24 protein-coding genes are annotated in these 25,469 nt (G+C 62.4%); 12 read left to right on the top strand and 12 right to left on the bottom strand.

The genetic code is table 11. From position 1 onward, the window contains the following. Nucleotides 1-208: 208 nt before the first annotated feature. Nucleotides 209-949, top strand: a complete 741-nt coding sequence (gene ompR / locus LU684_RS10910) for an osmolarity response regulator transcription factor OmpR (protein WP_016484407.1) — start codon at nt 209-211, stop codon at nt 947-949. A 13-nt stretch (nt 950-962) separates the two neighbouring features. After that, nucleotides 963-2,276: an ATP-binding protein gene (locus tag LU684_RS10905; RefSeq protein ID WP_016484408.1), complete on the top strand. Its 1,314-nt coding sequence runs from the start codon at nt 963-965 to the stop codon at nt 2,274-2,276. Nucleotides 2,277-2,400: 124 nt separating this feature from the next. On the opposite strand, the gene rimK is transcribed toward LU684_RS10905, so the two are convergent. Both rimK and rimB read right to left on the bottom strand, forming a co-directional pair. Next, nucleotides 2,401-3,306: a 30S ribosomal protein S6--L-glutamate ligase gene (gene rimK, locus LU684_RS10900; RefSeq protein ID WP_012316721.1), complete on the bottom strand. Its 906-nt coding sequence runs from the start codon at nt 3,304-3,306 to the stop codon at nt 2,401-2,403. Continuing rightward, complete coding sequence (gene rimB, locus LU684_RS10895; RefSeq protein WP_024717584.1) at nt 3,303-3,785, bottom strand: retropepsin-like aspartic endopeptidase RimB; 483 nt, start codon at nt 3,783-3,785, stop codon at nt 3,303-3,305. Before rimB ends, rimK begins: the two co-directional genes overlap by 4 nt. 109 nt (nt 3,786-3,894) lie before the next feature. On the opposite strand from rimB, the gene LU684_RS10890 reads away from it, so the two are divergent. Next, nucleotides 3,895-4,296, top strand: coding sequence for an RNA-binding S4 domain-containing protein (locus tag LU684_RS10890; protein ID WP_016484410.1), 402 nt, complete (start codon nt 3,895-3,897; stop codon nt 4,294-4,296). Nucleotides 4,297-4,410: 114 nt separating this feature from the next. On the opposite strand, the gene LU684_RS10885 is transcribed toward LU684_RS10890, so the two are convergent. Then, complete coding sequence (locus LU684_RS10885; RefSeq protein WP_016484411.1) at nt 4,411-5,205, bottom strand: phosphatase PAP2 family protein; 795 nt, start codon at nt 5,203-5,205, stop codon at nt 4,411-4,413. Nucleotides 5,206-5,326: 121 nt separating this feature from the next. Here LU684_RS10885 and hslO point away from each other — a divergent pair, with 121 nt between their 5' ends. The 3 genes from hslO to LU684_RS10870 all read left to right on the top strand — a co-directional run bounded on the left by hslO (nt 5,327) and on the right by LU684_RS10870 (nt 8,599). After that, nucleotides 5,327-6,226 carry an Hsp33 family molecular chaperone HslO gene (gene hslO, locus LU684_RS10880; protein WP_016484412.1) on the top strand — a complete coding sequence of 300 codons (900 nt, stop codon included), beginning with the start codon at nt 5,327-5,329 and terminating at the stop codon, nt 6,224-6,226. Between the two features lie 179 nt (nt 6,227-6,405). Beyond that, nucleotides 6,406-7,947: a phosphoenolpyruvate carboxykinase gene (locus LU684_RS10875; protein ID WP_060518076.1), complete on the top strand. Its 1,542-nt coding sequence runs from the start codon at nt 6,406-6,408 to the stop codon at nt 7,945-7,947. Nucleotides 7,948-8,158: 211 nt separating this feature from the next. Further along, complete coding sequence (locus tag LU684_RS10870; RefSeq protein WP_016484414.1) at nt 8,159-8,599, top strand: acyl-CoA thioesterase; 441 nt, start codon at nt 8,159-8,161, stop codon at nt 8,597-8,599. Between the two features lie 54 nt (nt 8,600-8,653). Here the strand turns inward: LU684_RS10870 and LU684_RS10865 are convergent, their stop codons facing one another. From LU684_RS10865 to fdhD, 3 genes are all read right to left on the bottom strand, one after another. Then, nucleotides 8,654-9,133 (bottom strand): glycine zipper domain-containing protein, encoded by a 480-nt coding sequence (locus LU684_RS10865; protein WP_016484415.1) that lies wholly within the window; start codon nt 9,131-9,133, stop codon nt 8,654-8,656. A 196-nt stretch (nt 9,134-9,329) separates the two neighbouring features. Further along, on the bottom strand, nt 9,330-11,675 hold the full coding sequence (locus LU684_RS10860; RefSeq protein WP_016484416.1) for an FdhF/YdeP family oxidoreductase: 2,346 nt from the start codon (nt 11,673-11,675) through the stop codon (nt 9,330-9,332). A 5-nt stretch (nt 11,676-11,680) separates the two neighbouring features. Further along, the gene (gene fdhD, locus LU684_RS10855) at nt 11,681-12,511 is read right to left on the bottom strand and encodes a formate dehydrogenase accessory sulfurtransferase FdhD (RefSeq protein ID WP_070086869.1); all 831 of its coding nucleotides are present in this window, start codon (nt 12,509-12,511) and stop codon (nt 11,681-11,683) included. A gap of 177 nt (nt 12,512-12,688) precedes the next feature. On the opposite strand from fdhD, the gene lysM reads away from it, so the two are divergent. After that, nucleotides 12,689-13,129 (top strand): peptidoglycan-binding protein LysM, encoded by a 441-nt coding sequence (gene lysM / locus LU684_RS10850; RefSeq protein WP_016484418.1) that lies wholly within the window; start codon nt 12,689-12,691, stop codon nt 13,127-13,129. 111 nt (nt 13,130-13,240) lie between these two features. On the opposite strand, the gene yrfG is transcribed toward lysM, so the two are convergent. Beyond that, nucleotides 13,241-13,903: a GMP/IMP nucleotidase gene (gene yrfG, locus LU684_RS10845; RefSeq protein WP_016484419.1), complete on the bottom strand. Its 663-nt coding sequence runs from the start codon at nt 13,901-13,903 to the stop codon at nt 13,241-13,243. Nucleotides 13,904-13,967: 64 nt separating this feature from the next. Between yrfG and nudE the strand changes: the two genes are divergently transcribed. Then, complete coding sequence (gene nudE, locus LU684_RS10840; RefSeq protein WP_016484420.1) at nt 13,968-14,534, top strand: ADP compounds hydrolase NudE; 567 nt, start codon at nt 13,968-13,970, stop codon at nt 14,532-14,534. After that, nucleotides 14,531-15,349: a 3'(2'),5'-bisphosphate nucleotidase CysQ gene (cysQ, locus tag LU684_RS10835; protein WP_016484421.1), complete on the top strand. Its 819-nt coding sequence runs from the start codon at nt 14,531-14,533 to the stop codon at nt 15,347-15,349. Before nudE ends, cysQ begins: the two co-directional genes overlap by 4 nt. A 77-nt stretch (nt 15,350-15,426) precedes the next feature. Here cysQ and LU684_RS10830 read toward each other — a convergent pair whose 3' ends face one another. Genes LU684_RS10830 through rfbC form a run of 4 tightly spaced genes read right to left on the bottom strand, consistent with a single transcriptional unit; the run spans nt 15,427 to nt 19,687 of the window. Next, a complete protein-coding gene (locus LU684_RS10830; RefSeq protein WP_191087161.1) occupies nt 15,427-15,882 on the bottom strand; it encodes a thioesterase domain-containing protein in 456 nt (151 codons plus the stop codon). Next, entirely contained in the window at nt 15,882-17,288 is a 1,407-nt protein-coding gene (locus LU684_RS10825; protein ID WP_016484423.1) for a sigma-54-dependent transcriptional regulator, read from the bottom strand. Before LU684_RS10825 ends, LU684_RS10830 begins: the two co-directional genes overlap by 1 nt. After that, nucleotides 17,285-19,099: a sensor histidine kinase gene (locus tag LU684_RS10820; protein WP_060518072.1), complete on the bottom strand. Its 1,815-nt coding sequence runs from the start codon at nt 19,097-19,099 to the stop codon at nt 17,285-17,287. The genes LU684_RS10825 and LU684_RS10820 overlap by 4 nt, the downstream gene beginning before the upstream one ends. 42 nt (nt 19,100-19,141) lie before the next feature. Further along, complete coding sequence (rfbC, locus tag LU684_RS10815; RefSeq protein WP_016484425.1) at nt 19,142-19,687, bottom strand: dTDP-4-dehydrorhamnose 3,5-epimerase; 546 nt, start codon at nt 19,685-19,687, stop codon at nt 19,142-19,144. 278 nt (nt 19,688-19,965) lie between these two features. Here rfbC and aguA point away from each other — a divergent pair, with 278 nt between their 5' ends. Continuing rightward, the gene (gene aguA, locus LU684_RS10810) at nt 19,966-21,072 is read left to right on the top strand and encodes an agmatine deiminase (protein WP_232894636.1); all 1,107 of its coding nucleotides are present in this window, start codon (nt 19,966-19,968) and stop codon (nt 21,070-21,072) included. Nucleotides 21,073-21,255: 183 nt separating this feature from the next. Next, on the top strand, nt 21,256-21,453 hold the full coding sequence (locus tag LU684_RS10805; protein WP_016484427.1) for a hypothetical protein: 198 nt from the start codon (nt 21,256-21,258) through the stop codon (nt 21,451-21,453). 133 nt (nt 21,454-21,586) lie between these two features. On the opposite strand, the gene LU684_RS10800 is transcribed toward LU684_RS10805, so the two are convergent. Next, complete coding sequence (locus LU684_RS10800; RefSeq protein WP_016484428.1) at nt 21,587-23,662, bottom strand: TonB-dependent receptor; 2,076 nt, start codon at nt 23,660-23,662, stop codon at nt 21,587-21,589. Nucleotides 23,663-24,136: 474 nt separating this feature from the next. On the opposite strand from LU684_RS10800, the gene LU684_RS10795 reads away from it, so the two are divergent. Next, nucleotides 24,137-25,456: an OprD family porin gene (locus LU684_RS10795; protein WP_016484429.1), complete on the top strand. Its 1,320-nt coding sequence runs from the start codon at nt 24,137-24,139 to the stop codon at nt 25,454-25,456. Nucleotides 25,457-25,469 lie beyond the last annotated feature (13 nt).

The following is a 25,469-nucleotide window of genomic DNA, read 5'->3' as shown; positions in this document are numbered from 1 at the left end:
CTGACATTTGTGAATACGGGGGTCGCCTGTGGGCTTTTATCCCGGCGGCGCTGGATGAAAGCCGCGCATTATACCCATCGCAAACGGCTTGCGGTGATGGCGCCCAGCCAGCTGGAACTGGCGCCGGGGGAAAAATCTGCTAACAATGCTCACGCAACGTGCAGCAATGGCTACGCCATAATGCGCGGCGATATCAGAGGAGTTATTCATGACCGGCACCGCAAACACCGCTGAAGGTGACAAGATTCTCATCGTCGACGACGATCCGGGGCTCAGCAGCCTGCTGGAACGTTTCTTCACCAGCAAGGGCTACCGTGCCCGCGCGGTGCCCAACACCGAGCAGATGGACCGCCTGCTGCAGCGCGAGGTGTTCAACCTGGTGGTGCTCGACCTGATGCTGCCGGGCGAGGATGGCCTGTCTGCGTGCAAGCGCCTGCGCCAGCAGAACAACCAGATCCCGATCATCATGCTCACCGCCAAGGGCGACGAGCTGAGCCGTATCAAGGGCCTGGAACTGGGCGCTGACGACTACCTGGGCAAGCCGTTCAACCCGGATGAGCTGATGGCCCGCGTCAAGGCTGTGTTGCGCCGCCAGGCGCCTGCCGTGCCAGGTGCACCTGGCAGTGAGGACGAATCGGTCACCTTCGGTGATTACGAGCTGTCGCTGGCCACCCGCGAACTCAAGCGTGGCGACGAAGTGCACATGCTCACCACCGGCGAGTTCGCCGTGCTCAAGGCCCTGGTGATGCACGCCCGCGAGCCGCTGACCCGCGACAAGCTGATGAACCTGGCCCGTGGTCGGGAGTGGGATGCACTGGAGCGTTCCATCGACGTGCAGATTTCGCGCCTGCGCCGCATGATCGAGCCGGACCCGTCCAAGCCGCGTTACATCCAGACCGTCTGGGGCGTGGGCTACGTGTTCGTGCCAGACGGAAACGCGGGCAAATGATGCTGCGTCGTCCATGAAAACACCGCTTTGGTTTCCGCAGAGTTTCTTCGCCCGCACCCTGTGGCTGGTGTTGATCGTCGTCCTGTTCAGCAAGGCTTTGACCCTGGTCTACCTGCTGATGAACGAGGACGTGCTGGTCGACCGTCAGTACAGCCACGGTGTGGCGTTGACCTTGCGCGCCTATTGGGCTGCCGACGAAGAAAACCGCGACAGGATTGCCGAAGCGGCGGGCCTCATCCGCGTGACCGGGTCGGGTGTGCCCGAGGGTGAGCAGCACTGGCCCTACAGTGAAATCTACCAACGGCAGATGCAGGCGGAGCTGGGCGAAGACACCGAGGTGCGGCTGCGCATCCATGCGCCACCGGCGTTGTGGGTCAATGCGCCAAGCCTGGGCCCTGGCTGGCTGAAAGTGCCACTGTACCCACACCCGCTGCGTGGGCAGAAAATCTGGAACGTGCTGGGTTGGTTCCTGGCCATCGGCCTGTTGTCCACCGCGTCGGCCTGGATCTTCGTGCGCCAGTTGAACCAGCCGCTCAAGCGCCTGGTGTTCGCCGCTCGTCAGCTGGGCCAGGGTCGCAGTGTGCGTCTGCCGATCAGCGACACGCCCAGCGAGATGACCGAGGTATACAAGGCCTTCAACCAGATGGCCGAAGATGTCGAACAAGCCGGGCGCGAGCGCGAGCTGATGCTGGCCGGGGTTTCCCACGACCTGCGCACACCGTTGACGCGTCTGCGCCTGTCGTTGTCATTGCTGAACAGCGACAGCGACCTGAGTGACGACATGGTTCGCGATATCGAGGACATGGATGCGATCCTCGATCAGTTCCTGGCCTTCATCCGCGATGGCCGTGACGAGCCGGTGGAAGAGGTCGACCTGGCTGACCTGGTGCGTGAAGTCGTGGCGCCGTACAACCAGCCGAAAGAACGTGTGCGCCTGTGCCTGGAGCCAATTCCTCCATTCCCGCTGCGTCGCGTTTCGCTCAAGCGCATGTTGGGCAACCTCATCGGCAACGCCCTGCACCATGCTGGCAAGGGGGTCGAAGTGGCGGCCTATGTGTCGGGTGACGAGAGTGCACCGTACGTGGTGCTGAGCGTGCTGGACCGTGGCACCGGGATCGATGAGTCGGAGCTGGAGACCATCTTCAATCCGTTCATTCGTGGGGATCGGGCACGGGGCGGCAAGGGCACCGGGCTGGGGCTGGCGATCGTCAAGCGGATCGCCGCCCAGCATGGCGGGAATGTGGAGCTGCGTAATCGGTCTGGCGGGGGGATCGAAGCGCGGGTGCGGTTGCCGCTGGGGCTATTGCTGCCGCGTAATGCTGTATGAATCTGGTTGACCGCACCGGCCCTACCGCCGGCAACCCAGCTCCCACAGGTAATCTACAAGCCTGGAGGTTGTGGTAATCCTGTGGGAGCTGGCTTGCCGGCGATAGGGCCGGTACAGCCTTGAATCAGCCCTTGCCTTTGGTCCGGGTCTGATTTGGCCCGCCGTTCTTCTCCAGGTGCTCGATGATCATCCCGGCCACGTTTTTGCCGGTGGTCACCTCGATCCCCTCCAGCCCCGGCGACGAGTTCACCTCCATCACCAATGGCCCATGGTTGGACCGCAGGATATCCACCCCCGCCACGCTCAAACCCATCACCTTGGCCGCCCGGATCGCGGTAATCCGCTCTTCAGGGGTGATTTTTATCAGGCTGGCGACGCCCCCCCGATGCAGGTTGGAGCGGAACTCGCCCGGCTTGGCCTGACGCTTCATCGAGGCAATCACCTTGTCTCCCACCACGAAGCAGCGAATGTCGGCCCCGCCAGCCTCCTTGATGTACTCCTGAACCATGATGTTCTGCTTGAGCCCCATGAACGCCTCGATCACCGACTCGGCAGCCTGGGTGGTTTCGCACAGCACCACGCCAATGCCCTGGGTGCCCTCCAGCACCTTGATTACCAACGGCGCGCCATTAACCATCTGGATCAGGTCGGGAATGTCGTCGGGTGAATGGGCGAAGCCGGTAATGGGCAGGCCGATTCCGCGACGCGACAGCAATTGCAGCGAGCGCAGTTTGTCGCGCGAACGGGCAATGGCTACCGATTCGTTGAGTGGGTACACGCCCATCATTTCGAACTGGCGCAGCACTGCGCAGCCGTAAAAGGTGACGGAAGCGCCGATGCGCGGGATCACGGCATCGAAGCCCTCCAGCGGCTTGCCGCGGTAATGGATCTGCGGCTTGTGGCTGGCAATGTTCATGTAGGCCCGCAGGGTATCGATCACCACCATTTCGTGGCCACGCTGGGTACCGGCTTCGACCAGGCGGCGGGTGGAATACAGACGCGGATTGCGCGACAGCACAGCGATCTTCATGCAGCACCTGTGACAGGGGAAAGGGTGGCCGGGAAGGCCGGTTTGTCTTGTACGTACTTCAGGCCAGGGTTGACCACCAGCTGGCCGTGGATCAGGGCCTTGGAACCGAGCAGCAGGCGGTAACGCATGTTCTTGCGGCAGGCGAGTGTGAACTCCACCTCCCACACACCATCGCCCAGCGCCAGTGACGTGCGAATGACGTAGCGAGTCTGGGCGTGCCCGTTGGAGCTCTTGATGGTCTTCATGGTCACCAGTGGCGCCTCGCAGCGGCGGTGGCGCAACTGCACCACAGAGCCCAGGTGCGCCGTGAAGCGTACCCAGGGCTGGCCGTCGCGCTCGAACGGTTCCACCTCGGTAGCGTGCAGGCTGGAGGTGCTGGCACCAGTGTCGATCTTGGCGCGCAGCCCTGCCACGCCAAGGTCGGGCAGGGCTATCCACTCACGCAGGCCGATCACTTTCAAATGGTCAAATGTCTTCACGAAGCGCACCCTGCGAATGAGGTGGTGAACTGTAAGCATGGCGGGGACTTTTTGCATCCGTATGTGAAGGTAGTACAGTTCGATGAAAGACAGAATCCGAGGTAACGGGATGGCACAAAAAGCCGAAGACGACGACAAGGTTCGCCTGGACAAGTGGCTATGGGCGGCGCGTTTCTACAAGACGCGGGCGCTGGCCAAGGCAGCGATCGAGAGCGGCAAGGTGCATTGCCGGGGCGAGCGTTGCAAGCCAGGCAAGGAGCCGCGAGTGGGCGACGAATTTGTGCTGCGCACCGGGTTCGATGAGCGCACCGTGGTGGTGAAGGCGTTGTCGGTGGTGCGGCGTGGGGCGCCAGAAGCGCAGACGCTGTACGAGGAAACCGAAGAAAGCCTGCGCCGCCGTGAGCAGGCGGCCGAAATGCGCAAGGCGGGCGCCATGGGGGTGACTACCGATGGGCGGCCAACCAAGAAGCAGCGGCGGCAGATTCACCAGTTGCATGGGAGCTATGAATAGCCGGGGCCGCTTAGCGGCCCATCGCCGGCAAGCCAGCGCCCACAGCGCTTTGTGGGAGCGGCCTTGCCGGGGCGCCGGACCGTTCGGAAAGGGCTGCGTAGCAGCCCCAAGGGTCTAGCGGAGCACGGCCATCCGCCCGACAAGCGGTAACCTGGCCAGCAGGTTGAACAACGGTGCAGTCCAGCGCATCAACGCCTCACTGCCCTTGGCCGCCAGCGGCGTGTAATAGCTCCAGCCCAACGCCAGCACTGCCATCAGCAACCCGCCGATGTAGTCATCCTGCCCCCAGTGGGCGCCGGCCACCAGGCGCGGCAGCATGAACAGCACCGCCAGCCCCCAGATCACCAGGTACTGCACCAGGCGGCGGCTGAACACGCTCATGAACAGCGCCCAGATCAGCAGTACCGAGGCGTGATCCCCCGGGAAACTCTTGCTGGAACGGTCCTTGAGCTCCCAGGCGGCTTCCAGGTTCGGGTAGTAGTCACTCAGGTGCACCACCTCGTCGAACATCATCGACGGGCTCTTGTGCTGCCAGCCAGCTGCATCCACCCACTTGGAAAACAGCGCGCGAATCACCACTAAGAGGAGTAGCGTGACCAGAAAGCCGAAAAACGCTTGGCGAACCTGAGCTGCCTTGAACACCCAGTCACCACGGATGAGCACTGCCAGCAGGATCAGGCCGACGACGATGTCGAACGGGCGCAGGCTGCCGACGGTCCAGATGTAGCGCCAGGTAGTGCTGTCGGCCAAGGGCGCATTCAGGCTGCGGAACAGCCACTCGTCGAAAGTCAGGCACAGGATCTGGCCAAAAGGCCATAACCAGAAACACAGTAGAGCGACGGAAAGCAGCGTACAGGCTGCCAATGGCCCCCAGGACCACCTTGCTTGGAACAGTGGTCGATTGTCCATAAAATACCTCTATTGCAAACAGGAAATCGGAGCGCCTTGTGAGCGCTCTGTAACGGGTTCTCGCAGGTTCTCGACAACCCTTGTAACCATTTTGTCATCATTTTTTAGATAGCCGAAACCTATGAGCGATTTGCCTGATACCGATTTCACCCAACGTTTCATCTTCGACGAGCGCGATGTGCGCGGCGAGTGGGTGTCTCTCGATGACAGCTATGCCGCAGTGTTGGCGCGTCACGAATACCCTCAGCCGGTCAAGGCGCTGCTCGGCGAGCTGATGGCCGCCACCGCGTTGCTGGTGGGCGCGATGAAGTTTGATGGCTTGCTGATTTTGCAGGCGCGCTCGGCTGGGCCGATTCCGCTGCTGATGGTGGAATGTTCCGGCGACCGGGAAATCCGCGGCATGGCCCGCTACGAAGCGGACCAGATCCCGGCGGATGCCACACTGTCGCAGCTGATGCCCGACGGCCACCTGACCCTGACCATCGATCCGGTCAAGGGCCAGCGCTACCAGGGTACTGTCGACCTTGATGGCGCCAACCTGTCGGAATGTTTCACCAACTACTTCGTCCAGTCCCAGCAGCTGAACACGCGCTTCTGGCTCAACGCCGAAAACGGCAAGGCCCGCGGTCTGCTGCTGCAGCAGCTGCCGCGTGATCGCCAGCCGGATGATGAAGAGCGTGAGGACAGCTGGCAGCACGTGGTTGCCCTGGCCAAGACCCTCAAGCCTGAAGAGTGGGCTGAAAACAACGAAACGTTGCTGCATCGCCTGTACCATGAAGATGCCGTGCGCCTGTTCGACATCCAGCCGTTGCGCTTCAATTGCAGCTGTTCGCGCGAGCGTTCCGGCAATGCGCTGGTCAGCCTTGGCGAACAGGACGCCAAGGCATTGGTGGAAGAGTGCGGCGGCCAGGTGGAGATCGATTGCCAGTTCTGCAACGAGCGCTATTTCTTCGATGCCAGCGATGTGGCGCAACTGTTTGCCGGTGGCGGCACAGACGTGGCCTCAGAAACTCGCCACTGAAACGTTTAATCACAGGACAATCTCCTGTCGAATTGCGCAAAAGCGCAGTTCTGACAGGAGGGGCCTACTTTTTTTGGGCGTTTCTGGCATAATCCGGCCACTTTTTTCGCTGTAGTAGTTTTTTCAAGACAACTACAAAACGTTTGGAGCACTCGGCCTCGGGCCGGATGGGGTATCTCATGACGCAAGCCAACAACACCGTGTACACCGACCTGAGCGTCGATGAGCTGGTAAAAGAAGCGCTGCAACGCGGTGAAGGCGTACTAGCCGATACTGGCGCACTGGTCGTGGAGACTGGTCACCGTACTGGCCGTTCGCCGGCTGACCGTTTCATCGTCGAAGAACCTTCCACTCAGGACGCTATTTCCTGGGGCCCGATCAACCGCAAGTTCCCGGCCGACAAGTTCGACGCCCTGTGGGACCGCGTCGAGGCGTTCAACAACGCCCAGGATCACTTCGTTTCCTACGTTCACGTAGGGGCAGCCGTCGACCACTACCTGCCGGTGAAGATGACCACCCAGACCGCCTGGCAGAACCTGTTCGGCCGTTGCCTGTTCATCAACCCGGAGCAGTACAACCCGGCTGGCCGCGACCAGTGGCAGGTGCTCAACGTTGCCAACTTCGTGTGCGAGCCTGAGCGTGATGGCACCAACTCCGACGGCTGCGTCATCATCAACTTCGCCGCCAAGAAGGTGCTGATCGCAGGCATGCGCTATGCCGGCGAAATGAAGAAAGCCATGTTCTCGGTGCAGAACTTCCTGCTGCCGGCTGCCGACGTACTGCCAATGCACTGCGCGGCCAACATCGGCGAAGAAGGCGATGTGACCCTGTTCTTCGGCCTGTCCGGCACTGGCAAGACCACCCTGTCGGCCGACGAAAGCCGTTACCTGATCGGTGACGACGAGCACGGCTGGGGCGAAGGCGTTGTCTTCAACATGGAAGGCGGCTGCTACGCCAAGTGCATCGACCTGTCCGAGAAGAACGAGCCGGTCATCTGGAAAGCCATCAAGCACGGCGCAGTGCTGGAAAACGTCGTTCTCGACGCCAACAAGCACGCCGACTACACCGACGTCAGCCTGACCCAGAACAGCCGTGCTGCCTACCCGCTGGAGCACGTTGCCAAGCGTTCCGAAGCGAACCTGGGCGGCGAGCCTAATGCGGTCATCTTCCTGACCTGCGACCTGACCGGTGTTCTGCCTCCGGTTTCGATCCTGAACAACGAGCAGGCGGCCTACCACTTCCTGTCCGGTTACACCGCGCTGGTCGGTTCTACCGAAATGGGTTCGGGCGGCGGCATCAAGTCGACCTTCTCCACCTGCTTCGGCGCACCGTTCTTCCCGCGCCCGGCTGGCGAGTACGCCGAGCTGCTGATCAAGCGTATCAACGGCTTCAACTCCAAGGTTTACCTGGTAAACACCGGCTGGACCGGCGGTGGCTACGGTGTTGGCAAGCGCTTCAGCATCCCGACTACCCGCGCGGTGATTGCTGCAATCCAGAGTGGCGCGCTGGTCGGTGCCGAAACCGAGCACCTGGACATCATCAACCTGGACGTACCAAAAGTCGTCCCAGGTGTTGAAACCGAGCTGCTCAACCCACGCACCAACTGGGCTGACAAAGCTGCCTACGACGAGGCCGCCAAAGGCCTGGCCAAGCTGTTCATCGAAAACTTCAAGAAGTTCGAAGTTTCCGACGCCATCAAGGCTGCTGGCCCACAGCTGTAAGCTGAGCCCAGCGCTACAAGAAGGCCGCCCTTTGGGGCGGCTTTTTTTTGAACGATATCCTGAGCCGGCCTCTTCGCGGGTAAACCCGCTCCCACAGATACGGCGATTTCTGTGGGAGCGGGTTTACCCGCGAAGAGGCCGGCTCAGGCAGCGGAAATCTGGAATTTCTGTTTCACTGTCAGCAACATTTGCGAAGACAAGAGCCAGACAGATGACCGAATCCCCTCAGCGCACTGCCTTCTACCACTTCCACCCCATCCTCACCCGCCCTTCGGACAACGACGTCAATGGCCATATCGCCGGTGCTACCGTGCATGGCTTTTTCGAAACGGCGATCCAGGCCTTCCTCGCCGAACAGGCCGAGGTGGACCTGCGTGACGGTGAACTGGCGGCATTCGTGGTCAGTTCGGCTGCGGATTTCTATGCGCTGCCAGGCTTTCCCGACGTGCTCGAAGTGGGCTTGGGAGTGACGCGCCTGGCGGGTAGTACGGTGGAGTACCGCCTGGCGCTGTTCCGCCCGGGGGAACCGGAGGCGTGTGCTGCAGGCACGGTAGTGCAGGTGTTCATCGAGCGTGCCAGTGGTCGTCCTGCGGTGCTGCCTGAACCGCTGCAAGTGGTCCTGTCTGGCCTGGTACTGGAACAGCAGGCATAAAAAAGCCCCGCCGGCAGGGGCGGGGCTTTTGCTGCCGGGGCAGGGCCCGCGGCATCAGTCGCGCCAGTGGCGCTTGTGCTTGCGGTGGCCGTAGTGGCGACCACGGTCGTAGTGGCGACGGTCGTCGTAGCCGCGACGGTAGCGGCGATCATCATGACGCTCGTCTTCGTCGGCTTTGTTGCCCATGTAGTTACCCAGCGCGCCACCGGCACCACCGCCGGCTGCTGCGCCAATGTAGCTACCGGTGGTGCCGCCCACCGAGCGACCGACCACGTTACCGCCTGCAGCGCCCAGTGCGCCGCCGATAGCGGCCTCGCCACGCTGGCGCTTGTCGGCACCCAGGGCACCGCCGGCTGCGCCGCCCAGACCGGCACCAATGGCGCCGCCGGTGCTACCGCCGATGGAGTTACCCACTACGGAGCCGAGTACCCCACCCAATGCGCCGCCAATGCCGGCCTCGGTATTGCCGCCTGCCATGGCAACGCCGCTGAGCAAGCTGAAAGACAACAACAAAATCGAGGAGTACTTCTTCATCAAGAGAGCCTCATAGGGATGACGAGGCGAATTTGAGGCTAAGCGGCGTGGCTGGCAACGGAAATCCGACGAGTAACACGAGTTGTACACAATTCTCTAAGTTACTGTATTTGCTGTGAAACTTTATCGTTTTTCGGCTGTTTGAGACCTTTATGACAAAGCCCTGAACCGCCATGGAACAGGGCTTTTTTCGTTTCTACAGAATACGCCCGTCGTCCCGTGCGCGCTCCAGTTTGATGGCAATGAACTTCGAGGTCGGCGTATGGCTGCCATCGCCAATGCTTTCCAGTGGCACCAGCGGGTTCACCTCGGGGTAATACGCCGCTGCCTGCCCGGCCGGGATGTCGAAGGCCAGCAGGGTGAAGCCCTGCACCCGGCGCACATGCTGATCACCCCACAGCGACACGATGTCGACCTTTTGCCCCGGCTGGAAGCCCAGGCGGATGATGTCGGCTTCGTTGGCGAACAGCACTTCGCGCTGGCCGCGCACGCCCCGGTAACGGTCGTCCAGGCCGTAGATGGTGGTGTTGTACTGATCGTGCGAGCGCATCGACTGCATGATCAGGTCGGGCAGTTGGCCACTGGCGCGCACGCGCTCATCGAGCAACGAATCCGGCAGCAGGTTGGCCTTGAAGTTGGCCCGGCCGCTGCTGGTCTTCCATTCGCGACTGGCAGCGCTGTTACCCAGGTAAAAACCGCCTGGACGCTGCAAGCGCTGGTTGAAACCGCTGAAGCCCGCGATGGTATCGCCGATCAGGTCGCGGATGCGGTCGTAGTCGGCCACCAGCCAGTGCCAGTCCACCGGTTGCTTGCCCAGGGTGGCAGCGGCGATGCCGGCAATCACTGCAGGTTCCGAGCGCATTTGCGTCGACAGCGGCTTCAGCTGGCCGTTGGAGGCGTGCACCATGCTGAACGAGTCTTCCACCGTCACCGCCTGCGGCCCGTCGGCCTGCAGGTCGATGTCGGTGCGGCCCAGGCACGGCAGGATCAGCGCCTGCTTGCCGTGCACCAGGTGGCTGCGGTTGAGCTTTGTGCTGATATGCACGGTCAGCTCGCAGTTGCGCAGTGCCTGGGCAGTACGCTCGGTGTCTGGCGTGGCCTGGGCGAAATTGCCGCCCAGGCCGATGAATACTTTGGCGCGGCCGTCGAGCATGGCGTGGATGGCTTCGACGGTGTTGTGGCCGTTGTGCCGGGGCACGGGGAAGCCAAAACGCTTTTCGAGGGCGTCCAGCAGCGCCACTGGCGGGCGTTCATTGATGCCCATGGTGCGGTCGCCCTGCACGTTGCTGTGGCCGCGCACCGGGCACAGACCGGCGCCGGGTGCGCCGATGTTGCCGCGCAACATTTGCAGGTTGACGATTTCCTGGATGGTCGGCACCGAATGGCGGTGCTGGGTGATGCCCATCGCCCAGCACATGATCACCCGCTTGCCACGGCAGTACATGCGCGCGGCCAGCTCGATGTCGGCCAGCGTCAGCCCGGACTGCGCCTGGATGTGTTCCCACGGCGTGGCATCGACCACTGCCAGGTAGTCGTCGACGCCATGACCATGTTCGGCAATGAAGGCATGGTCGAACACGGCCGGTTCGCCTTTGGCCTGGGCTTCGCGTTCCCATTGCAGGACGAACTTGGCCATGCCGCGCAGCATCGCCATGTCGCCGCCCAGCGCCGGGCGGAAGAACGCGGTGTTGGTCGGCCGGTCACTGTTGGTCAGCATCTCCAGCGGGTTCTGCGGGTGCTGGAAGCGCTCCAGGCCACGCTCCTTGAGCGGGTTTACGCACACCACCTGGGCGCCACGTTTCACCGCATCACGCAGCGGGTCGAGCATGCGTGGGTGGTTGGTGCCGGGGTTCTGCCCCCAGACAAAAATAGCGTCGGCATGCTCGAAGTCGTCGAAGGTGACGGTGCCCTTGCCGACCCCGACGCTTTGCCCCAAGGCCACGCCACTGGCTTCGTGGCACATGTTCGAGCAGTCAGGAAAGTTGTTGGTACCATAGGCGCGCACAAACAACTGATACAGGTACGCCGCTTCGTTGCTGGCGCGCCCCGAGGTATAGAACTCAGCCTGGTCAGGGTTGGCGAGCTTGTTCAGCTCGCGAGCGATCAGGGCGAAGGCGGCATCCCAGCTGATGGGCAGGTAACGGTCGCTGGGCCCGTCGTAGACCATCGGTTCGGTCAGGCGCCCTTGGTACTCCAGCCAGTAATCGCTTTGCTGCAGCAGCGAGGTAACGCTGTAACGGGCGAAGAAGGCCGCATCGACGCGCCGCTTGGTCGCCTCCCAGTTCACGGCCTTGGCGCCGTTCTCGCAGAACTTGACCATGCCGCTTTCCGGCGAATCGCCCCAGGCGCAGCCCGGGCAGTCGAAGCCGCCGTTCTGGTTGGTCTTGAGCAGGGCGCGAATGTTCTTTAGTGCGTTGTCGCTGCCGACCCATGCCTTGGCCACGCTGCGCAGCGCGCCCCAGCCACCGGCTGGGCCGTGGTAGGGCTTGTAGCGAGGGGTGGAGGCTGGTGCGTTGTCCGGGAGGTGCTGGTAAGAGGTCACTGCTGTTACGACTCCGCCGCCGGGCTGAAGACCCGCGGTGCGCTGTGCTTGGGCAAATGGATGAGGTTGAGGTTGTGCTTGCGTGCCCATTGCAGGGCAAGGCCGGTGGGCGCCGATAGGCTGACCAGGGTCTGGAGGCCGGCACGCAGTACTTTCTGGATCAGCTCCAGGCTGCAGCGGCTGGTGACGATGGCCAAGCCGCCCTGGCTGTCGATGCCTTGGCGCAGCAGGGCGCCGATCAGTTTGTCGAGGGCGTTGTGCCGGCCGATGTCTTCGCGGCCGAGCAAAAGCTCGCCATGGCGGTCCATGAACAGGGCTGCATGCACAGCCCCGCAATGCTGGCCCAGCGGTTGGAAGGCATCGATGCGTTCACGCAGGCCCACCAGCCACTGGGCCGGGGGCAGGGGCGCACCCGGCAGCACGGCCAGGTCCGGCAGCGCCTGCTCCAGGGCTTCGACACCACACAGGCCGCAACCACTGGTGCCGGCCAGTTGGCGGCGCTGGTTTTTCAGGTTCCAGAACGCCCGGCTGGAAATTTCCAGGTCGGCATACATTGCCGAACCGCTGCCGGAGAGCTTCAGGTCGTAGATGTCTGCCGTGCCTTCGACAATGCCGCTGCCAACACTGAAACCGACGGCGAAGTCCTCCAGGTCGGTGGGGCTTACCAGCATCACCGCCTGATTGAGGCCGTTGTAGACAATGGCCAGGGCCACTTCTTCGGCCAGCGGTGTGCTGTCGCGTCTGGCGTCGGTTAACTGGACGTAATCGTAGGTGTTGCTGGCGGCGGGCATGGACAAAGGCGATGAGGCCGCGCAGACCGGAGGTTTGCTGTTCATCGGGGCGTTGAATACCGGCGGCTTTCTGATAGCACAAGCCTAGGCTTGCGGGCCGGCGGCGTCTAATCGCTAGGGTCTATGCCTTGATAGACCGCGTCGATTGGTCGCACAGGGGGCGGGAGTGGAAAAGCTGGCCTAGACTCGTGAGTCCAAGGTTTCGTCAACAAGGAGAGCGCAATGAGCCTGTTCAGTTTCGTGAAGGAAGCCGGCGAGAAGTTGATCGACCTGCTGACCCCCGGCAATGCCAATGCCGAGGAGCAGCTCAAGAAGCACGTGGAGAGTGTCGGCCTGGGAAACCCGAACATCAAAGCCACTGTAGAGGGAGACAAGATCATCCTCAAGGGTGAGGTGGCCAGCCAGGAGGAGAAGGAAAAGATCATTCTTGCAGCCGGTAACATCAATGGTGTGGCCAGCGTGGATGACCAGATTACAGTGACAGGGCCAGTGGTGAAGGCGGCCAGGTTCATTACGGTGAAAAAGGGCGACACGCTATCGGCCATTTCAGTCGTGGTGTACGGCAACGCCAACCAGTACAACAAGATTTTCGAGGCCAACAAGCCGATGCTGTCGCACCCGGACAAGATTTATCCGGGGCAGGTGCTACGTATTCCTGACTGATCTTCGCAGCCTGGACCGGCCTCTTCCGGGACAAGCCCCCCCACAGCTTTACCGCTGAACCTGAATTCAGCGGCCAACTTGTGGGAGCGGGCTTGTCCCGCGAATGGGGCCTCATAGGCCTACCAGTAACTCCCGGTAATCCTCGACGGCCGCAAACTCTTCGGTATCCCGCGGCCCTGCCTTGCTATCCGGCTGGCGCACCGCCAGCAGGTGCCCCACGCCAAACTGCCGCGCACTGCGCAGAATCGCCAGTGTGTCATCGATGAACAGGCTGCGTTGCGGCTCAAAGCCGATGTCTGCCTGTAATGCATCCCAGAACTGCGGGCTTTCCTTCGGGTAGCCGTAATCGTGCGAGCTGATCAGCCGTTCGAAATACGGTGCCAGTTCCACCCGCTCCAGCTTCAGCGACAGCGAGTCACGGTGGGCATTGGTGATCATCACCACGCGTTTGCCCGCCTTGCGGATTGCCGCCAGGAAGGTATCGGCGTCTGGTCGCAGGGCGATCAGGTCGGCGATTTCCTGCTTCAGCTCACGGATCGGCAGGCGCAACTCGCGGCTCCAGAAGTCCAGGCAATACCAGTTCAGGGTGCCGGCATTGCGCTCAAACAGCGGCTGCAGCTCCATTTGCGCCATGGCCCGGCTCACCCCGTGCAGCTCGGCATAGCGCTGGGGCAGGTGCTCCAGCCAGAAGCGGTTGTCGTAATGCAGGTCGAGCAGGGTGCCGTCCATGTCCAGCAGGACGGTATCGATGGCAGACCAGGGAATAACAGGCATGGGAAACTCTCGATCAGTCGGCAAGCCACGGTATAGTAACCCGTTCACGCCAAGGAGCCGCCCCATGCGCCAGAAACCCACCGTCCTCAGCCGCGAAATCGTCGCCAGCAGCCGTCTGTTTCGCGTCGAAGCCGTGCAATTGCGCTTCAGCAATGGCACTGAGCGTACCTACGAGCGCCTGGTGGGCCGGGGTAACGGCTACGGCGCAGTGATGATCGTGGCCATGCTCGACGCCGAGCATGCCGTGCTGGTGGAGGAATACTGTGGTGGCACCGACGAATACGAGCTGTCGTTGCCCAAGGGCCTGATCGAGCCGGGCGAAGACGTGCTGGCGGCAGCCGACCGGGAGCTCAAGGAAGAAGCCGGTTTTGGCGCACGCCAGCTGGAGCACCTGACCGAGCTGTCGCTGTCGCCGGGCTACATGAGCCAGAAGATCCAGGTGGTACTGGCTACCGACTTGTACGAAGAGCGCCTGGAAGGCGATGAGCCAGAACCGATGCGGGTCGACAAGGTCAACCTGCGCGAGCTGTCGGCATTGGCCATGCATCCGCAGTTCACCGAGGGACGTGCCCTGGCGGCGCTGTACCTGACACGTGACTTGCTGATTCAGCGGGGGCTGCTGGAGCTATGAACGACCTGCAACTGATGCACGAAGTGGTCAAACTGGCGTTGTCGGCGGGTGAGGCGATCCTGCCGTTCTGGCGTGCCGATGTGGCCGTGACCAACAAGGCCGACGACTCGCCGGTTACCGCCGCCGACCTGGCGGCGCACCGGGTGATTGCCGATGGCCTGCTGGCGCTGGCGCCGCATATTCCGGTGCTGTCCGAGGAGGACTGCAACATTGCGCTGGCCGAGCGTCAGGGTTGGAGCCGCTGGTGGCTGGTCGACCCGCTGGACGGCACCAAGGAGTTCATTGCCGGCAGCGAAGAGTTCACGGTCAACATCGCCCTGGTTGAAAACGGCGAGGTGGTGTTTGGCGTGGTGTCGATGCCCACCAATGGGCGCTGCTATTTTGGTGGGCGCGGCATGGGGGCCTGGCGTGCAGATGCCGGTGAGGCAGCCCAGCTGATTCAGGTACGCAACGCACCTGCACAGGGCGAGCGTTTTACCGTGGTGGCCAGCCGTCGACACTCCAGCCCGGAGCAGGAAGCGTTGTTGGCCGGCCTTGGGGCCGCTGTGGGAGAGCTGGAGCTGGCCAATATTGGCAGCTCGTTGAAGTTCTGCCTGTTGGCTGAGGGCAGTGCCGATTGTTATCCGCGCCTGGCGCCGACTTCGCAGTGGGACACTGCAGCGGCGCAGGGTGTGGTGGAAGGGGCCGGCGGCGAGGTGATCGGGCTGGATGGCTTGCCGTTCCGGTATCCGCCGCGCGAGTCGCTGCTTAACCCGTATTTTTTGGCATTGCCGGCCAATGCTGCATGGCGCCAGGCATTCCTGAACCTGATCTGACGGATTTCACCGCTCCCACAGGGATTGCGCCAGTCTTTGGGTTGTGTGCCAGGCAGTTGCTTCAAGCGGCTGTCGGGCTAGCGGTGCAGAACGTACTGGCCGCTGAATTTCACGGCAGGCTCGTCACGTCCGGCATTGCTCACGGTGGTTTCCAACGTCAACCGCGCCCGCCCACGGCGCTGGTACATGGCTATGAATCGTTCCCAGGTTTTTTCGTCGGGCGCTGCACAACGCGCCACCGCCACACCGGTAACCGGCAACGGATAACTGATCTGCCCTTCCTGGATGACGATATGCCCGTCATCGATCCCCAGCTCACGCAGTCGCAGGTGCAGCCAGCCCCAGCCCACCAGCACGGCCGCGCAGTACAGGCTGCCGCCGAACATGGTGCTCTTGTGGTTGACGTTGGCCGCCAGCGGCAGTTGCAGGCGCAGGGTGTGCTGTTGCCAATCGACTACTTCCAGGCCCATTTCCCGGGTCAGGGGGATATCGCTGTGCAGTACGGATTGCAGGTACTGGCTATCGGTGTTCATCAACGGTGATCCTCTTGATCGTCGTGCCCGCCGCCGGCGCCGTCAAAGCTCAAACCGTGCTTGCGTAGCTTGTCGTGCAGGGTCTTGCGGGGGATGCCCAGGGCCTCGGCCAGGCTGCGCATGGAGCCATGTGGCTGGGCCAGTTCGGCAGCGATCAGCGAGCGTTCGAAGTGCTCGACCTGTTCGCTGAGGTTGCCACTCGGCATTGGCGCTGCAAGTGCCGTCGCCGGCGGCGTCTGGCCGTCCAGGGCCAGTTCCAGGCCAAGGGCGAAACGCTCGGCGGCGTTCTGCAACTCGCGCACATTGCCTGGCCAGGCGTGACGTAGCAGCACGGCGCGCTGGTGTGGCTGCAGGGTGTGTGGCGGCAGGCCATGGCGCTGGCTGGCGGCGTCGGCGAAGTGCTGGAACAGCACCAGGATGTCATCGCCGCGCTCGCGCAACGGTGGGATACGCAACGGCGCCACGTTAAGCCGGTAATACAGGTCGGCACGAAAGCGCCCCTGGTCGGCGGACTGGCGCAGGTCTTCCTTGGTTGCGGCAATGATGCGGATATCCAGTGGGATCAGCTGGTTGCCGCCGAGTCGCTCGACCACCCGCTCCTGCAACATGCGTAGCAGTTTTACCTGTACATCCAGGCTCATGCTCTCGATCTCGTCGAGGAACAGCGTGCCGCCATTGGCGAACTCGAATTTGCCGATGCGGCGCTTCTGCGCGCCGGTAAACGCGCCGGGCTCATGGCCGAACAGCTCGCTCTCGACCACCGACTCGGCCAGCGCACCGGCGTTGATCGCCACGAACGGGCCGTCGCGGCGGCTGGACAGGTCGTGCAGGGCGCGCGCCACCACCTCTTTGCCAGCGCCGGTTTCACCCAGGATCAGCACATCGGCGCGGGTGCCGGCCAGGGCGCCAATCTGCTCGCGCAGGCGCAGCATGGATGGCGCATGGCCGACCAGGCGGGTGGCCAGTTGCTGGCGGTCGCTCAGTGCCAGGCGCAGGCTGCGGTTGTCCAGCACCAGGCGGCGCAGGGCCAGGGCGCGGCGCACGCTGTCGAGCAGCGCGTCGGTGGCGAAGGGTTTTTCCAGAAAATCATAAGCCCCGGCGCGCATCGCCTGCACCGCCAGCGGCACATCGCCATGGCCGGTGATCAGCAGCACCGGCAGCTCGCTGTCGCGGCCGTGCAGTTGCTCCAGCAGTTGCAGGCCATCGATGCCGGGCATGCGGATGTCGCTGACCACCACACCGGGCCAGTCGGCCTCGATACGGTCAGCCAGGCCTTGGGCATCGGCCAGGGCGACCACCTTGAGCCCTGCCAGGTCCAGGGTCTGGCTCAGGGCCTGGCGCAGATGCGGGTCATCGTCGACCAGGATGACCTGGGCTTGGCTGTCGATCAATGTCTCGGTGGTCATGCCGAGGGGTCCTCCGAATTGGGCAAAGTAGCGCCAGGCGCGGCCACACGCAGCTGCAGGGTCAGCAGTGCGCCACCTTCCGGATGGTTGGCCAGCAGCAGCTCACCGCCCAAGGCGCGCATCAGGCTTTCACAGATAGCCAGGCCCAGGCCCAGGCCCTGGGTGCGGGTCTTGGTGGTAAAGAACGGCTCCTTGGCGTGCTCCAGGGCCTGGCGGCTGAAACCTGGGCCGTTGTCGCGGATGTACAGGTAGACGCAGTCATCGCGCTGCTCGGCACTTAGCCACAAGCGGCGCGGGTTGGCCTTTTCGGTCAGGGCGTCGAGGGCATTGGCCAGCAGGTTGCCGAGCACCTGGCGCAGGCGGGTTTCACCGGCCTGTACCCACAAGGTCGCCTCCGGCAGGTCGCGGATCAGCTCCACGGCCATTGCACGGCGGCGTTTGGCCAGCAGTGCCAGCGCATCGTCCAGGGCGGGCTGCAGGGCCACGCTTTCCGGAGCATGCCGGTCGCGGCGGGCGAAGGCGCGCAGGTGGGCGATGATCGAGGCCATGCGCCCGGTCAGCTCGCCGATCAGCTTGAGGTTGCCGCGGGCGTCATCGGTGCGTTGGTGGTCCAGCAGGATCTCGGCGTTTTCCGCGTAACTGCGGATGGCGGCCAGCGGCTGGTTGAGCTCGTGGCTGATGCTGGCCGACATGGTGCCCAATACCGATAGCTTGCCGGCCTGCACCAGTTCATCCTGGGCGCGCACCGCCTCCTGCTGGGCGTTCTCGCGTTCCAGCACGGCATTTTTCAGCCGGGTGTTCAGGCCTTCAAGGTCGGCGGTGCGTTCGGCCACGCGCTTTTCCAGCTCCTGACGGCCACGGGCTTCGAAGTCGATGCGGTCGATGTAGTGGCGCCGCCGTTGCATGACCAGGCCGGCCAGCAGCATCAGTACCAGCAGGGTGCCGGCACCGATGGCCATCACCGTTTGCACCGAGCGATCGACCAGCATGCGCGGGGCGAGGATGCTGACCTGCCAGCCGGTTTCCTTGATGTCGCGGGTCTGGGTGATCCAGGCGTCCGGGTTGAGCACCAGCGGTTGTGGGGCCTGGGTGGGGTAGGGCTGGATGGCGATGATGGCCTGGCGCTCGGCCTCGGTCAGCGTGCGGGTGGCACGGAAGCGCCAGTCGGGTCGCGACGTCAGGATGACCACGCCATTGTGATCGGTCAGCAACAGCTGCTCGGGGGTGCGGCCCCAAAGGGTCTCGGTGTGGTCGAGGTCGACCTTGACCACCAGCACGCCAACGATTCGCTCGCGGTCTCGCACGGCTGCTGCAAAGAAGTAGCCGCGTTTGGCCGAGGTGGTGCCCTGGCCGAAGAAGCGGCCCAGGTGGCCGGCCATGGCTTCGTTGAAGTACGGGCGGAAGGCGAAGTTGCGGCCGACGAAGCTGTCGCGTTTGTCCCAGTTGGACGCGGCCAAGGTGTTGCCGCTGACGTCCATCAGGTACATCACCTCGGCACCGGTCTGCTGCACGATGTCCTTGAGCAGGCGGTTGGCGTTGGTCACCGCTTCCAGGCGGAACGGGTCGGCCAGCACGCCACGCAGCGCCGGCAGGTCGCCGAGGATTTGCGGCAAGGTTTCGTAGCGGTGCAGGGTGCCGAGCAGGTTGGCGACGTACAGGTCGAGGGTCTGGCGGTTCTGCGAGGCCAGCTCTTCCTGGTAATAGCGTTCGGCCAAGTGATGCAGGGGCCACAGCAACGGGGCCAGGCACAGGGCCAGCAAGGCCAAGCTGCGCCAGCGCGGACGGCGTGGGGGCGTGGGTTTTGCAATCATCACGTAAATGCGCCAGAAAAGTCTGGCGCAATTATGCGCTAGTTATGGCAGCAGTTCCGCCTCTGCCAGTGGCAGGCCGACTTTGTCCTTGTCCGACAGCACCGGTGGCTGCTGCAGCCCCCAGTCGATGGCCAGTTGCGGGTCGTCCCAACGGATGCAGCGATCAGCGCCGGGGTTGTAGTAGTCGGTGGTCTTGTAGAGGAACTCGACCGACTCGCTCACCACCGCAAAACCATGGGCGAAGCCGGGTGGAATCCAGAGTTGGCGGTGGTTGTCGGCCGACAGATGCACGGCGACCCATTGGCCGAAGGTTGGCGAGCTTTTGCGCACGTCCACGGCGACATCGCGGATTTCCCCGTGCACCACCCTTACCAGCTTGCCTTGGGTGTTTTCTACCTGATAGTGCAGGCCGCGCAGCACGCCCTTGTTGGAGCGCGAGTGGTTGTCCTGCACGAACTCGGTGCGCACGCCGGTTTGCCGTGCGAACTCACGTGCGTTGAATGCCTCGAAGAAAAAACCACGGCTGTCACCGTGAACCTTCGGCTCGATGATCAGTACTTCAGGGATTGCGGTAGGGATGATGTTCATAGCGGCTCGCTGGCCCGTTGCTCACGTAATGACCCTAGTCGGCCTTGTCGGAAATTTCCGCGCGTACCTGTAAAAGGATGCATAAGGTGTGGCTATGGTAGACGGCAGCCCGTTCCATTACCCACACCATTCCACTTATTTACCGATTGTTATCGATTTGAAAGCGCCGAATGGTGTGATTTTATGCATCTATTGGGCTTCAAATATCGATATGTATCGGTTATAAATTGCCAAACGCCCCAGCACACTCCGGCTCAGGGCCATCACAGAGGTCACCCATGAAAACCCTCAACTCCACGCCCCGTGCCGATGGTTTCCACATGCCCGCCGAGTGGGCCCCACAAACCCAGGTGTGGATGGTGTGGCCGGAGCGCCCGGACAACTGGCGCCTGGGCGGCAAGCCGGCGCAGGCCGCGCATGTGGCCCTGGCCAAGGCCATTGCCCGCTTCGAACCCGTCACCGTCGCGGCCTCCGCTGGCCAGTACGAAAATGCCCGTCGCCAGCTCGACCAGCCAAATATTCGTGTGGTCGAAATCAGCAACGATGACGCTTGGGTGCGTGATACCGGCCCGACCTTCGTCATCAATGACCAGGGTGAAGTACGCGGTGTGGATTGGGGCTTCAATGCCTGGGGCGGCTTCGATGGGGGCCTGTACGCACCCTGGAACCGCGACGAGGAACTGGCCGCCAAGGTGCTGGAAATGGAGCGCTGCCAGCGTTACCAGACCGAAGGCTTTGTGCTTGAGGGTGGTTCGATCCACGTGGACGGTGAAGGCACCGTGATCACCACCGAGGAATGCCTGCTCAACCGTAACCGCAACCCGCACTTGAGCCGCGAGCAGATCGAAGCAGTGCTGCGCGATCAGCTTGCGGTCGACGCCGTGGTGTGGCTGCCGGACGGCCTGTACAACGACGAAACCGACGGCCACGTCGACAACTTCTGCTGTTACGTGCGCCCCGGTGAAGTGTTACTGGCCTGGACCGATGATTCCAACGACCCCAATTATGCGCGCTGCCACGCCGCCATGGAGGTATTGAAAAACACCCGCGATGCCAAGGGCCGTGAGTTCATCGTGCACAAGATGCCGATTCCTGGGCCGCTGTTTGCCACCGCTGAAGAGTGCGCCGGTGTCGATCAGGTTGCCGGCAGCCAGGCGCGTGACCCGTCGGTACGCCTGGCCGGTTCGTACGTGAATTTCCTGATCGTCAACGGTGGCATCATTGCGCCGAGCTTTGACGACCCGGCAGATGCTGAAGCCAGAGCGATTCTGGCAAAGATCTTCCCTGACCACGAAGTGGTGATGATCCCTGGCCGCGAGTTGTTGCTGGGTGGCGGCAACATTCACTGCCTGACTCAGCAGCAGCCGGCGCCGGTCAAGCGTTGAACGCAGCTTGAATTAAAAAGGCCCGTCATTTGACGGGCCTTTTTTTCGGGCGACACCCGGCGCCCAGGCTGGCATACGTTTTGTATTGTTTTTCAATTAGATAGCTCGGCCGGGCCGCGCTCTCGGATCTGTAACATTACTTACGTAAATTAGCCGCTCACGGGCCAGGGAGTACGTGTAGACATGAATGCAGCAAGTGAGTCGGCTTTGCGCCCATCGGCAGTGAATCACCAGTCGCTCAAGGTGTTGGCGAAGTGGTTGAAACACCATGGAAGCATCAGGGTCAGGACGACCGACCCACGACGTCTGCTTGCCGGGCGGTACCCTCAAGGGCTGATCAGCGAAGCAGAGATGCAGGCGCTGATGGCGGTGTGGCACTGATCGGATCGGTATTACTTGTACCGGCCTCTTCGCGGGCATGCCCGCTCCCACAGAGTCACCACATGGCTCGAAACCTGTGAAACACCTGTGGGAGCGGGCGCGCCCGCGAAGAGGCCAGTACAGTCAACAACGATCAGAAGCTGTAGCTACCCGTAACCACCAGGCTACGCGGGTCCCCCACCTGAATCTGCGCCGCACTGGTCGCCGAGCTGTAGTAGGTCTTGTCGGCAATGTTGCTCAACGCCGCCCGTACATCCCAGTCATGGGTGCGATACCCCGCCAGTGCATCCCAACGGCCATACCCTGGCAATACCGTGGTGTTCTGGTTGTCCGCATAACGCTCGCCCACCAGCGTCAGGCCGGTTTCGGCGTACCAGCCCAGCTCTGGTTTCCAGGTCACGAACAGGCTGGCGTTGCGCTTGGCCACATCATTGATGCGGTTGCCTTCCTGGCCATTGTTGTCCTTGACGATGATCGCATCCTGCAGGCCGATGCCGCCGCGTACATACCAGTTGCCGACGATGTTGCCAGTGGCGGTCAGTTCGATGCCACGCGAACGCTGCAAGCCACTGAGCAAGATGTTTTCCGGGATGAGCGGGTCGCGGGTACGGCGGTTGTACAGCTCCAGCTCGTAGATGGCCACCGTGGTGCTCAGGCGCTGGTCCAGCCAGTCGCTCTTCACCCCGATTTCCTTCTGGCGCGTTTCCTCCGGCTTGGTGTCGTTGGTGTTGCCCTGCGAACCCGGAGTAATGCCGATGAGGCCGCCGCCCACCGGCGAGAAGGTCTTGCTCCACGAGGCGTAGAACGAATGGTCACGCCACGGTGTGTACACCACGCCCAGGCGTGGACTGGTGCTGTTGCTGTCCTGCGACTCGGACAGGTTGCGCATGTTGGTGGTTTCAACCTCGAACTGGTCGAAGCGCACCCCGGCAAGGATCTGCCATTGATCGTTCAGGCGGATCTGGTCCTGCAGATAAATGCCGCGGCTATCGACCACCGTGTGGTTGTCACTCGACAGCACCAGGCGGCCGTTGTGCTGCTGGCTACGGTTGGGTTGGCCCAAGCCCGGCAGCGTCTGGCTACCAGCGGTATACAGCACGGGGTCACGCTTCTGGTTGCCAATCTCCAGGCCCAGCAGCAGCTTGTGCTCCAGGCCCAGGGTGTCGAAGTCGCCCTCGGCCTCCAGGTTGTTGAACAGGTTGCGGGTGTTCAGGTCCTGCTGCCAGCGCTGGCGGGTCAAGGTATTGGTGCCGGCGTTGTAGCCCGTGACATAGGTGTTGTCGAACGCGCTGTCGAGCTTGATCAGGCCCAGGGTATGGCGCAGTTGCCAGGTTTCGTTCAGCTGGTAGTTCAGGCGCGAGCGCAGGGACTGCGCGCGATCATCGATGTAGTCGCGCTGGTCGCCGTAGGTGGTGCTGCGGCTGACGTCGGCCGGGCGGCCATTCACCCCGGGGATACCCCGGTCAGGCGTGCGGTTGTAGCGGCTGTATTCGTACTGCACCAGCCAGTTGAGGTCGGGGGTGATCTGCCAGCTGATCGACGGCGCGAACAGCTGGCGGCTGCCGTCGATGCCATCGCGCAAGCTGTTGTTGTCCTGGTTGCCCATGTTCAGGCGCAGGCTGACTGTGTCGCTGGGGTCGGCACTGAGGTCGGCATACAGGCTGCGCAGGTCTTCGCTGCCGGCCTGCGCTTCGAGGGTGGAGCGGCGGCCAGGCTCCGGTGCCTTGCTGACCCTGTTGACAATGCCGCCCTGGCTGCCGCGGCCATACAGCACCGCCGCCGGCCCCTTCAGCACCTCGACCCGCTCGATGTTGTGCAGGTCGCGGATGTACTGGCTGTCGTCGCGAATGCCGTCCAGGTAGAAGTCGTTGCTGGCCTCGAAGCCGCGGATGCGCACGCTGTCGAAGCGGGTGTCGGCGCCGCTGCTGACGTTGGGGATTCCCTCCAGCGCCTTGCCCAAGGTGTTGCTGCCGTAGTCCAGCACATTGGCGGTTTTTACCGTGTCGATGGCCTGCGGCACATAACGCACCGGCGTCGAGGTGCGGGTGGCGGTGCTCACCTCCTTGACGCGCGGGTTGTCCTTTTCGCGCTCGCTGTCGGCGGTAACCGACGATTCTGGCAGCGTGGTGGTGGCAGCAGTGGCCAGGCTGGCGCTGAACAAGAGCGACAGGCCAAGCGTAAAGGGGGAAAGGCGGCAGGGTACAAGCATGGGCACATCCGGACCGGGCAGGTGAAAAATAAGGCGCGAATGGTAATGCTTGCTATTTGCCTTTGCTTGGGTATTTGTAAAGGCTTGTCTTTACATATGTGTCTGTTTGTAACAACCTCTGCGGCCGCGTGTTTGGCTGCTCAGGGGAACCTGTCCGTTCGATCAAAGGCAATTTCCTACATAAGATAAATTGCCCGCTGATAGCCCAACACTGCATGGAAATGCACTAGAGCTGCCGATAATTTTGGTTATATCAACCTGCATTTCACGACTTTTTGACATTTGTAATCGCACACGGCTAGGATTCGGCCAACGCCTGCTGGCCATGATCTTGGCCATGCTGCTGCCGAGGGCTGCCGTGCACTTACCGGCTGGCCCACCAGGCTGGATCCGCATAGCGTCGAACCTACGAAGGGGCGTTGGTTCCTGGCGTCATAGTGCAGAGCATTTTGATTAAGAAATAAGGAAAACAACATGTTGAAAACCAGGATCAGCCTGGTCGCCTTGGCGATGATCGCCGCGACCCAGGCACAGGCCAATGACCAGGCCGACAGCAAGGGCTTCATCGAGGACAGCCACGCCAACGTCCTTCTGCGCAACGCCTACATCAACCGTGACAAGAAGCACGGCACCGACGACCAGATTGAATGGGGCCAGGCGTTCATCGCCAACTTCTCCTCCGGCTTCACCCAAGGCACCGTCGGCGTTGGCGTCGACGCATTCGGCCTGTACGCCGTGCGCCTTGATGGCGGCAAAGGCCACAACGGTGGCGGCGGCGTCGACTTCTTCAAGCCGCACGAAACCACCAATGCCGAAGGCAACGCCAGCTCGCCGCACAACCTGGCCCGTGGTGGCGCTGCCGTGAAATTCCGCATCTCCAACACCGTGCTGAAGTACGGTGACCAGATGCCAGCACTGCCAGTGCTGCAGTACGACGACGCGCGTCTGCTGCCAGAAAGCTTCACCGGTACCCTGATCACCTCGAAAGAGATCGAGGGCCTGGAACTGAACGCCGGCCGCTTCACCCAGGAAGCGCGCAAAAGCGCCGAGCGCCGCGACGGTGGTGGCCTGAAGTCGATCAACGTCTTCGGTGGCAGCTACAAGTTCACCGACAATTTCACCGCTTCGCTGTACACCGCCGACAACGAAGACGTGATGAAAAAGCACTACCTGGGCTTGAACTACGTCTTCCCGATCGCCAGCGACCAGTCCCTGACCCTGGACTTCAACGGCTACAAGTCGGACATCGACAACAAGTACGTACAAGCCGCTGGCCTGAACGGCGACTCCAACACCATCTGGAGCCTGGCAGCCACTTACGCGTACGGTGCACACTCGTTCACCATCGCCCACCAGCGCAGCACCGGCAGCACTGGCTACAACTACGGCTTCTACCAGAACGCCGGTGGCGTGGGTGACGGCGGTTCGACCATCTACCTGGCCAACTCGTACTGGTCCGACTTCAATGCCGAAGACGAGCGCTCCTGGCAGCTGGGCTACGGCCTGGACTTCGGTGCCTACGGCATTCCTGGCCTGACCTACAAGCTGGCCTACGTGGTGGGTGACAACATCAACACCCGTAACGTCGCCAACCCACAGGGCTTTGGCGAAGGTAAAGAGCGCGAGATCTTCAACCAGATCCGTTACGTGGTGCAGGACGGCCCGGCCAAGGACCTGTCCATCAAACTGCGTAGCTCGTTCCTGCGTACCAACAATGCCGTGCAGCAGAACGGTTACAACGACGACGGCAACGAAGTCCGCGTATTCGTCGAGTACCCGATCAGCATCTTCTGATCCTGATCTGAAG

Origin of the sequence: Pseudomonas sp. NMI542_15 (assembly GCF_021283425.1) — a bacterium.
Lineage (GTDB): Bacteria > Pseudomonadota > Gammaproteobacteria > Pseudomonadales > Pseudomonadaceae > Aquipseudomonas > Aquipseudomonas fortuita.
This window is presented reverse-complemented; position numbering and strand designations above follow the sequence as displayed.

Coding starts and splice junctions, on each gene's coding strand:
- LU684_RS10905 (WP_016484408.1), top strand. CDS start 963: ATGAAAACACCGCTTTGGTTTCCGCAGAGTTTCTTCGCCCGCACCCTG.
- cysQ (WP_016484421.1), top strand. CDS start 14,531: ATGAACGACCTGCAACTGATGCACGAAGTGGTCAAACTGGCGTTGTCG.
- yrfG (WP_016484419.1), bottom strand. CDS start 13,903: ATGCCTGTTATTCCCTGGTCTGCCATCGATACCGTCCTGCTGGACATG.
- LU684_RS10830 (WP_191087161.1), bottom strand. CDS start 15,882: ATGAACACCGATAGCCAGTACCTGCAATCCGTACTGCACAGCGATATC.
- rimK (WP_012316721.1), bottom strand. CDS start 3,306: ATGAAGATCGCTGTGCTGTCGCGCAATCCGCGTCTGTATTCCACCCGC.
- LU684_RS10800 (WP_016484428.1), bottom strand. CDS start 23,662: ATGCTTGTACCCTGCCGCCTTTCCCCCTTTACGCTTGGCCTGTCGCTC.
- LU684_RS10865 (WP_016484415.1), bottom strand. CDS start 9,133: ATGAAGAAGTACTCCTCGATTTTGTTGTTGTCTTTCAGCTTGCTCAGC.
- LU684_RS10870 (WP_016484414.1), top strand. CDS start 8,159: ATGACCGAATCCCCTCAGCGCACTGCCTTCTACCACTTCCACCCCATC.
- LU684_RS10885 (WP_016484411.1), bottom strand. CDS start 5,205: ATGGACAATCGACCACTGTTCCAAGCAAGGTGGTCCTGGGGGCCATTG.
- rfbC (WP_016484425.1), bottom strand. CDS start 19,687: ATGAACATCATCCCTACCGCAATCCCTGAAGTACTGATCATCGAGCCG.
- fdhD (WP_070086869.1), bottom strand. CDS start 12,511: ATGAACAGCAAACCTCCGGTCTGCGCGGCCTCATCGCCTTTGTCCATG.
- LU684_RS10820 (WP_060518072.1), bottom strand. CDS start 19,099: ATGATTGCAAAACCCACGCCCCCACGCCGTCCGCGCTGGCGCAGCTTG.
- LU684_RS10875 (WP_060518076.1), top strand. CDS start 6,406: ATGACGCAAGCCAACAACACCGTGTACACCGACCTGAGCGTCGATGAG.
- hslO (WP_016484412.1), top strand. CDS start 5,327: ATGAGCGATTTGCCTGATACCGATTTCACCCAACGTTTCATCTTCGAC.
- LU684_RS10890 (WP_016484410.1), top strand. CDS start 3,895: ATGGCACAAAAAGCCGAAGACGACGACAAGGTTCGCCTGGACAAGTGG.
- aguA (WP_232894636.1), top strand. CDS start 19,966: ATGAAAACCCTCAACTCCACGCCCCGTGCCGATGGTTTCCACATGCCC.
- LU684_RS10825 (WP_016484423.1), bottom strand. CDS start 17,288: ATGACCACCGAGACATTGATCGACAGCCAAGCCCAGGTCATCCTGGTC.
- nudE (WP_016484420.1), top strand. CDS start 13,968: ATGCGCCAGAAACCCACCGTCCTCAGCCGCGAAATCGTCGCCAGCAGC.
- lysM (WP_016484418.1), top strand. CDS start 12,689: ATGAGCCTGTTCAGTTTCGTGAAGGAAGCCGGCGAGAAGTTGATCGAC.
- LU684_RS10805 (WP_016484427.1), top strand. CDS start 21,256: ATGAATGCAGCAAGTGAGTCGGCTTTGCGCCCATCGGCAGTGAATCAC.
- ompR (WP_016484407.1), top strand. CDS start 209: ATGACCGGCACCGCAAACACCGCTGAAGGTGACAAGATTCTCATCGTC.
- LU684_RS10795 (WP_016484429.1), top strand. CDS start 24,137: ATGTTGAAAACCAGGATCAGCCTGGTCGCCTTGGCGATGATCGCCGCG.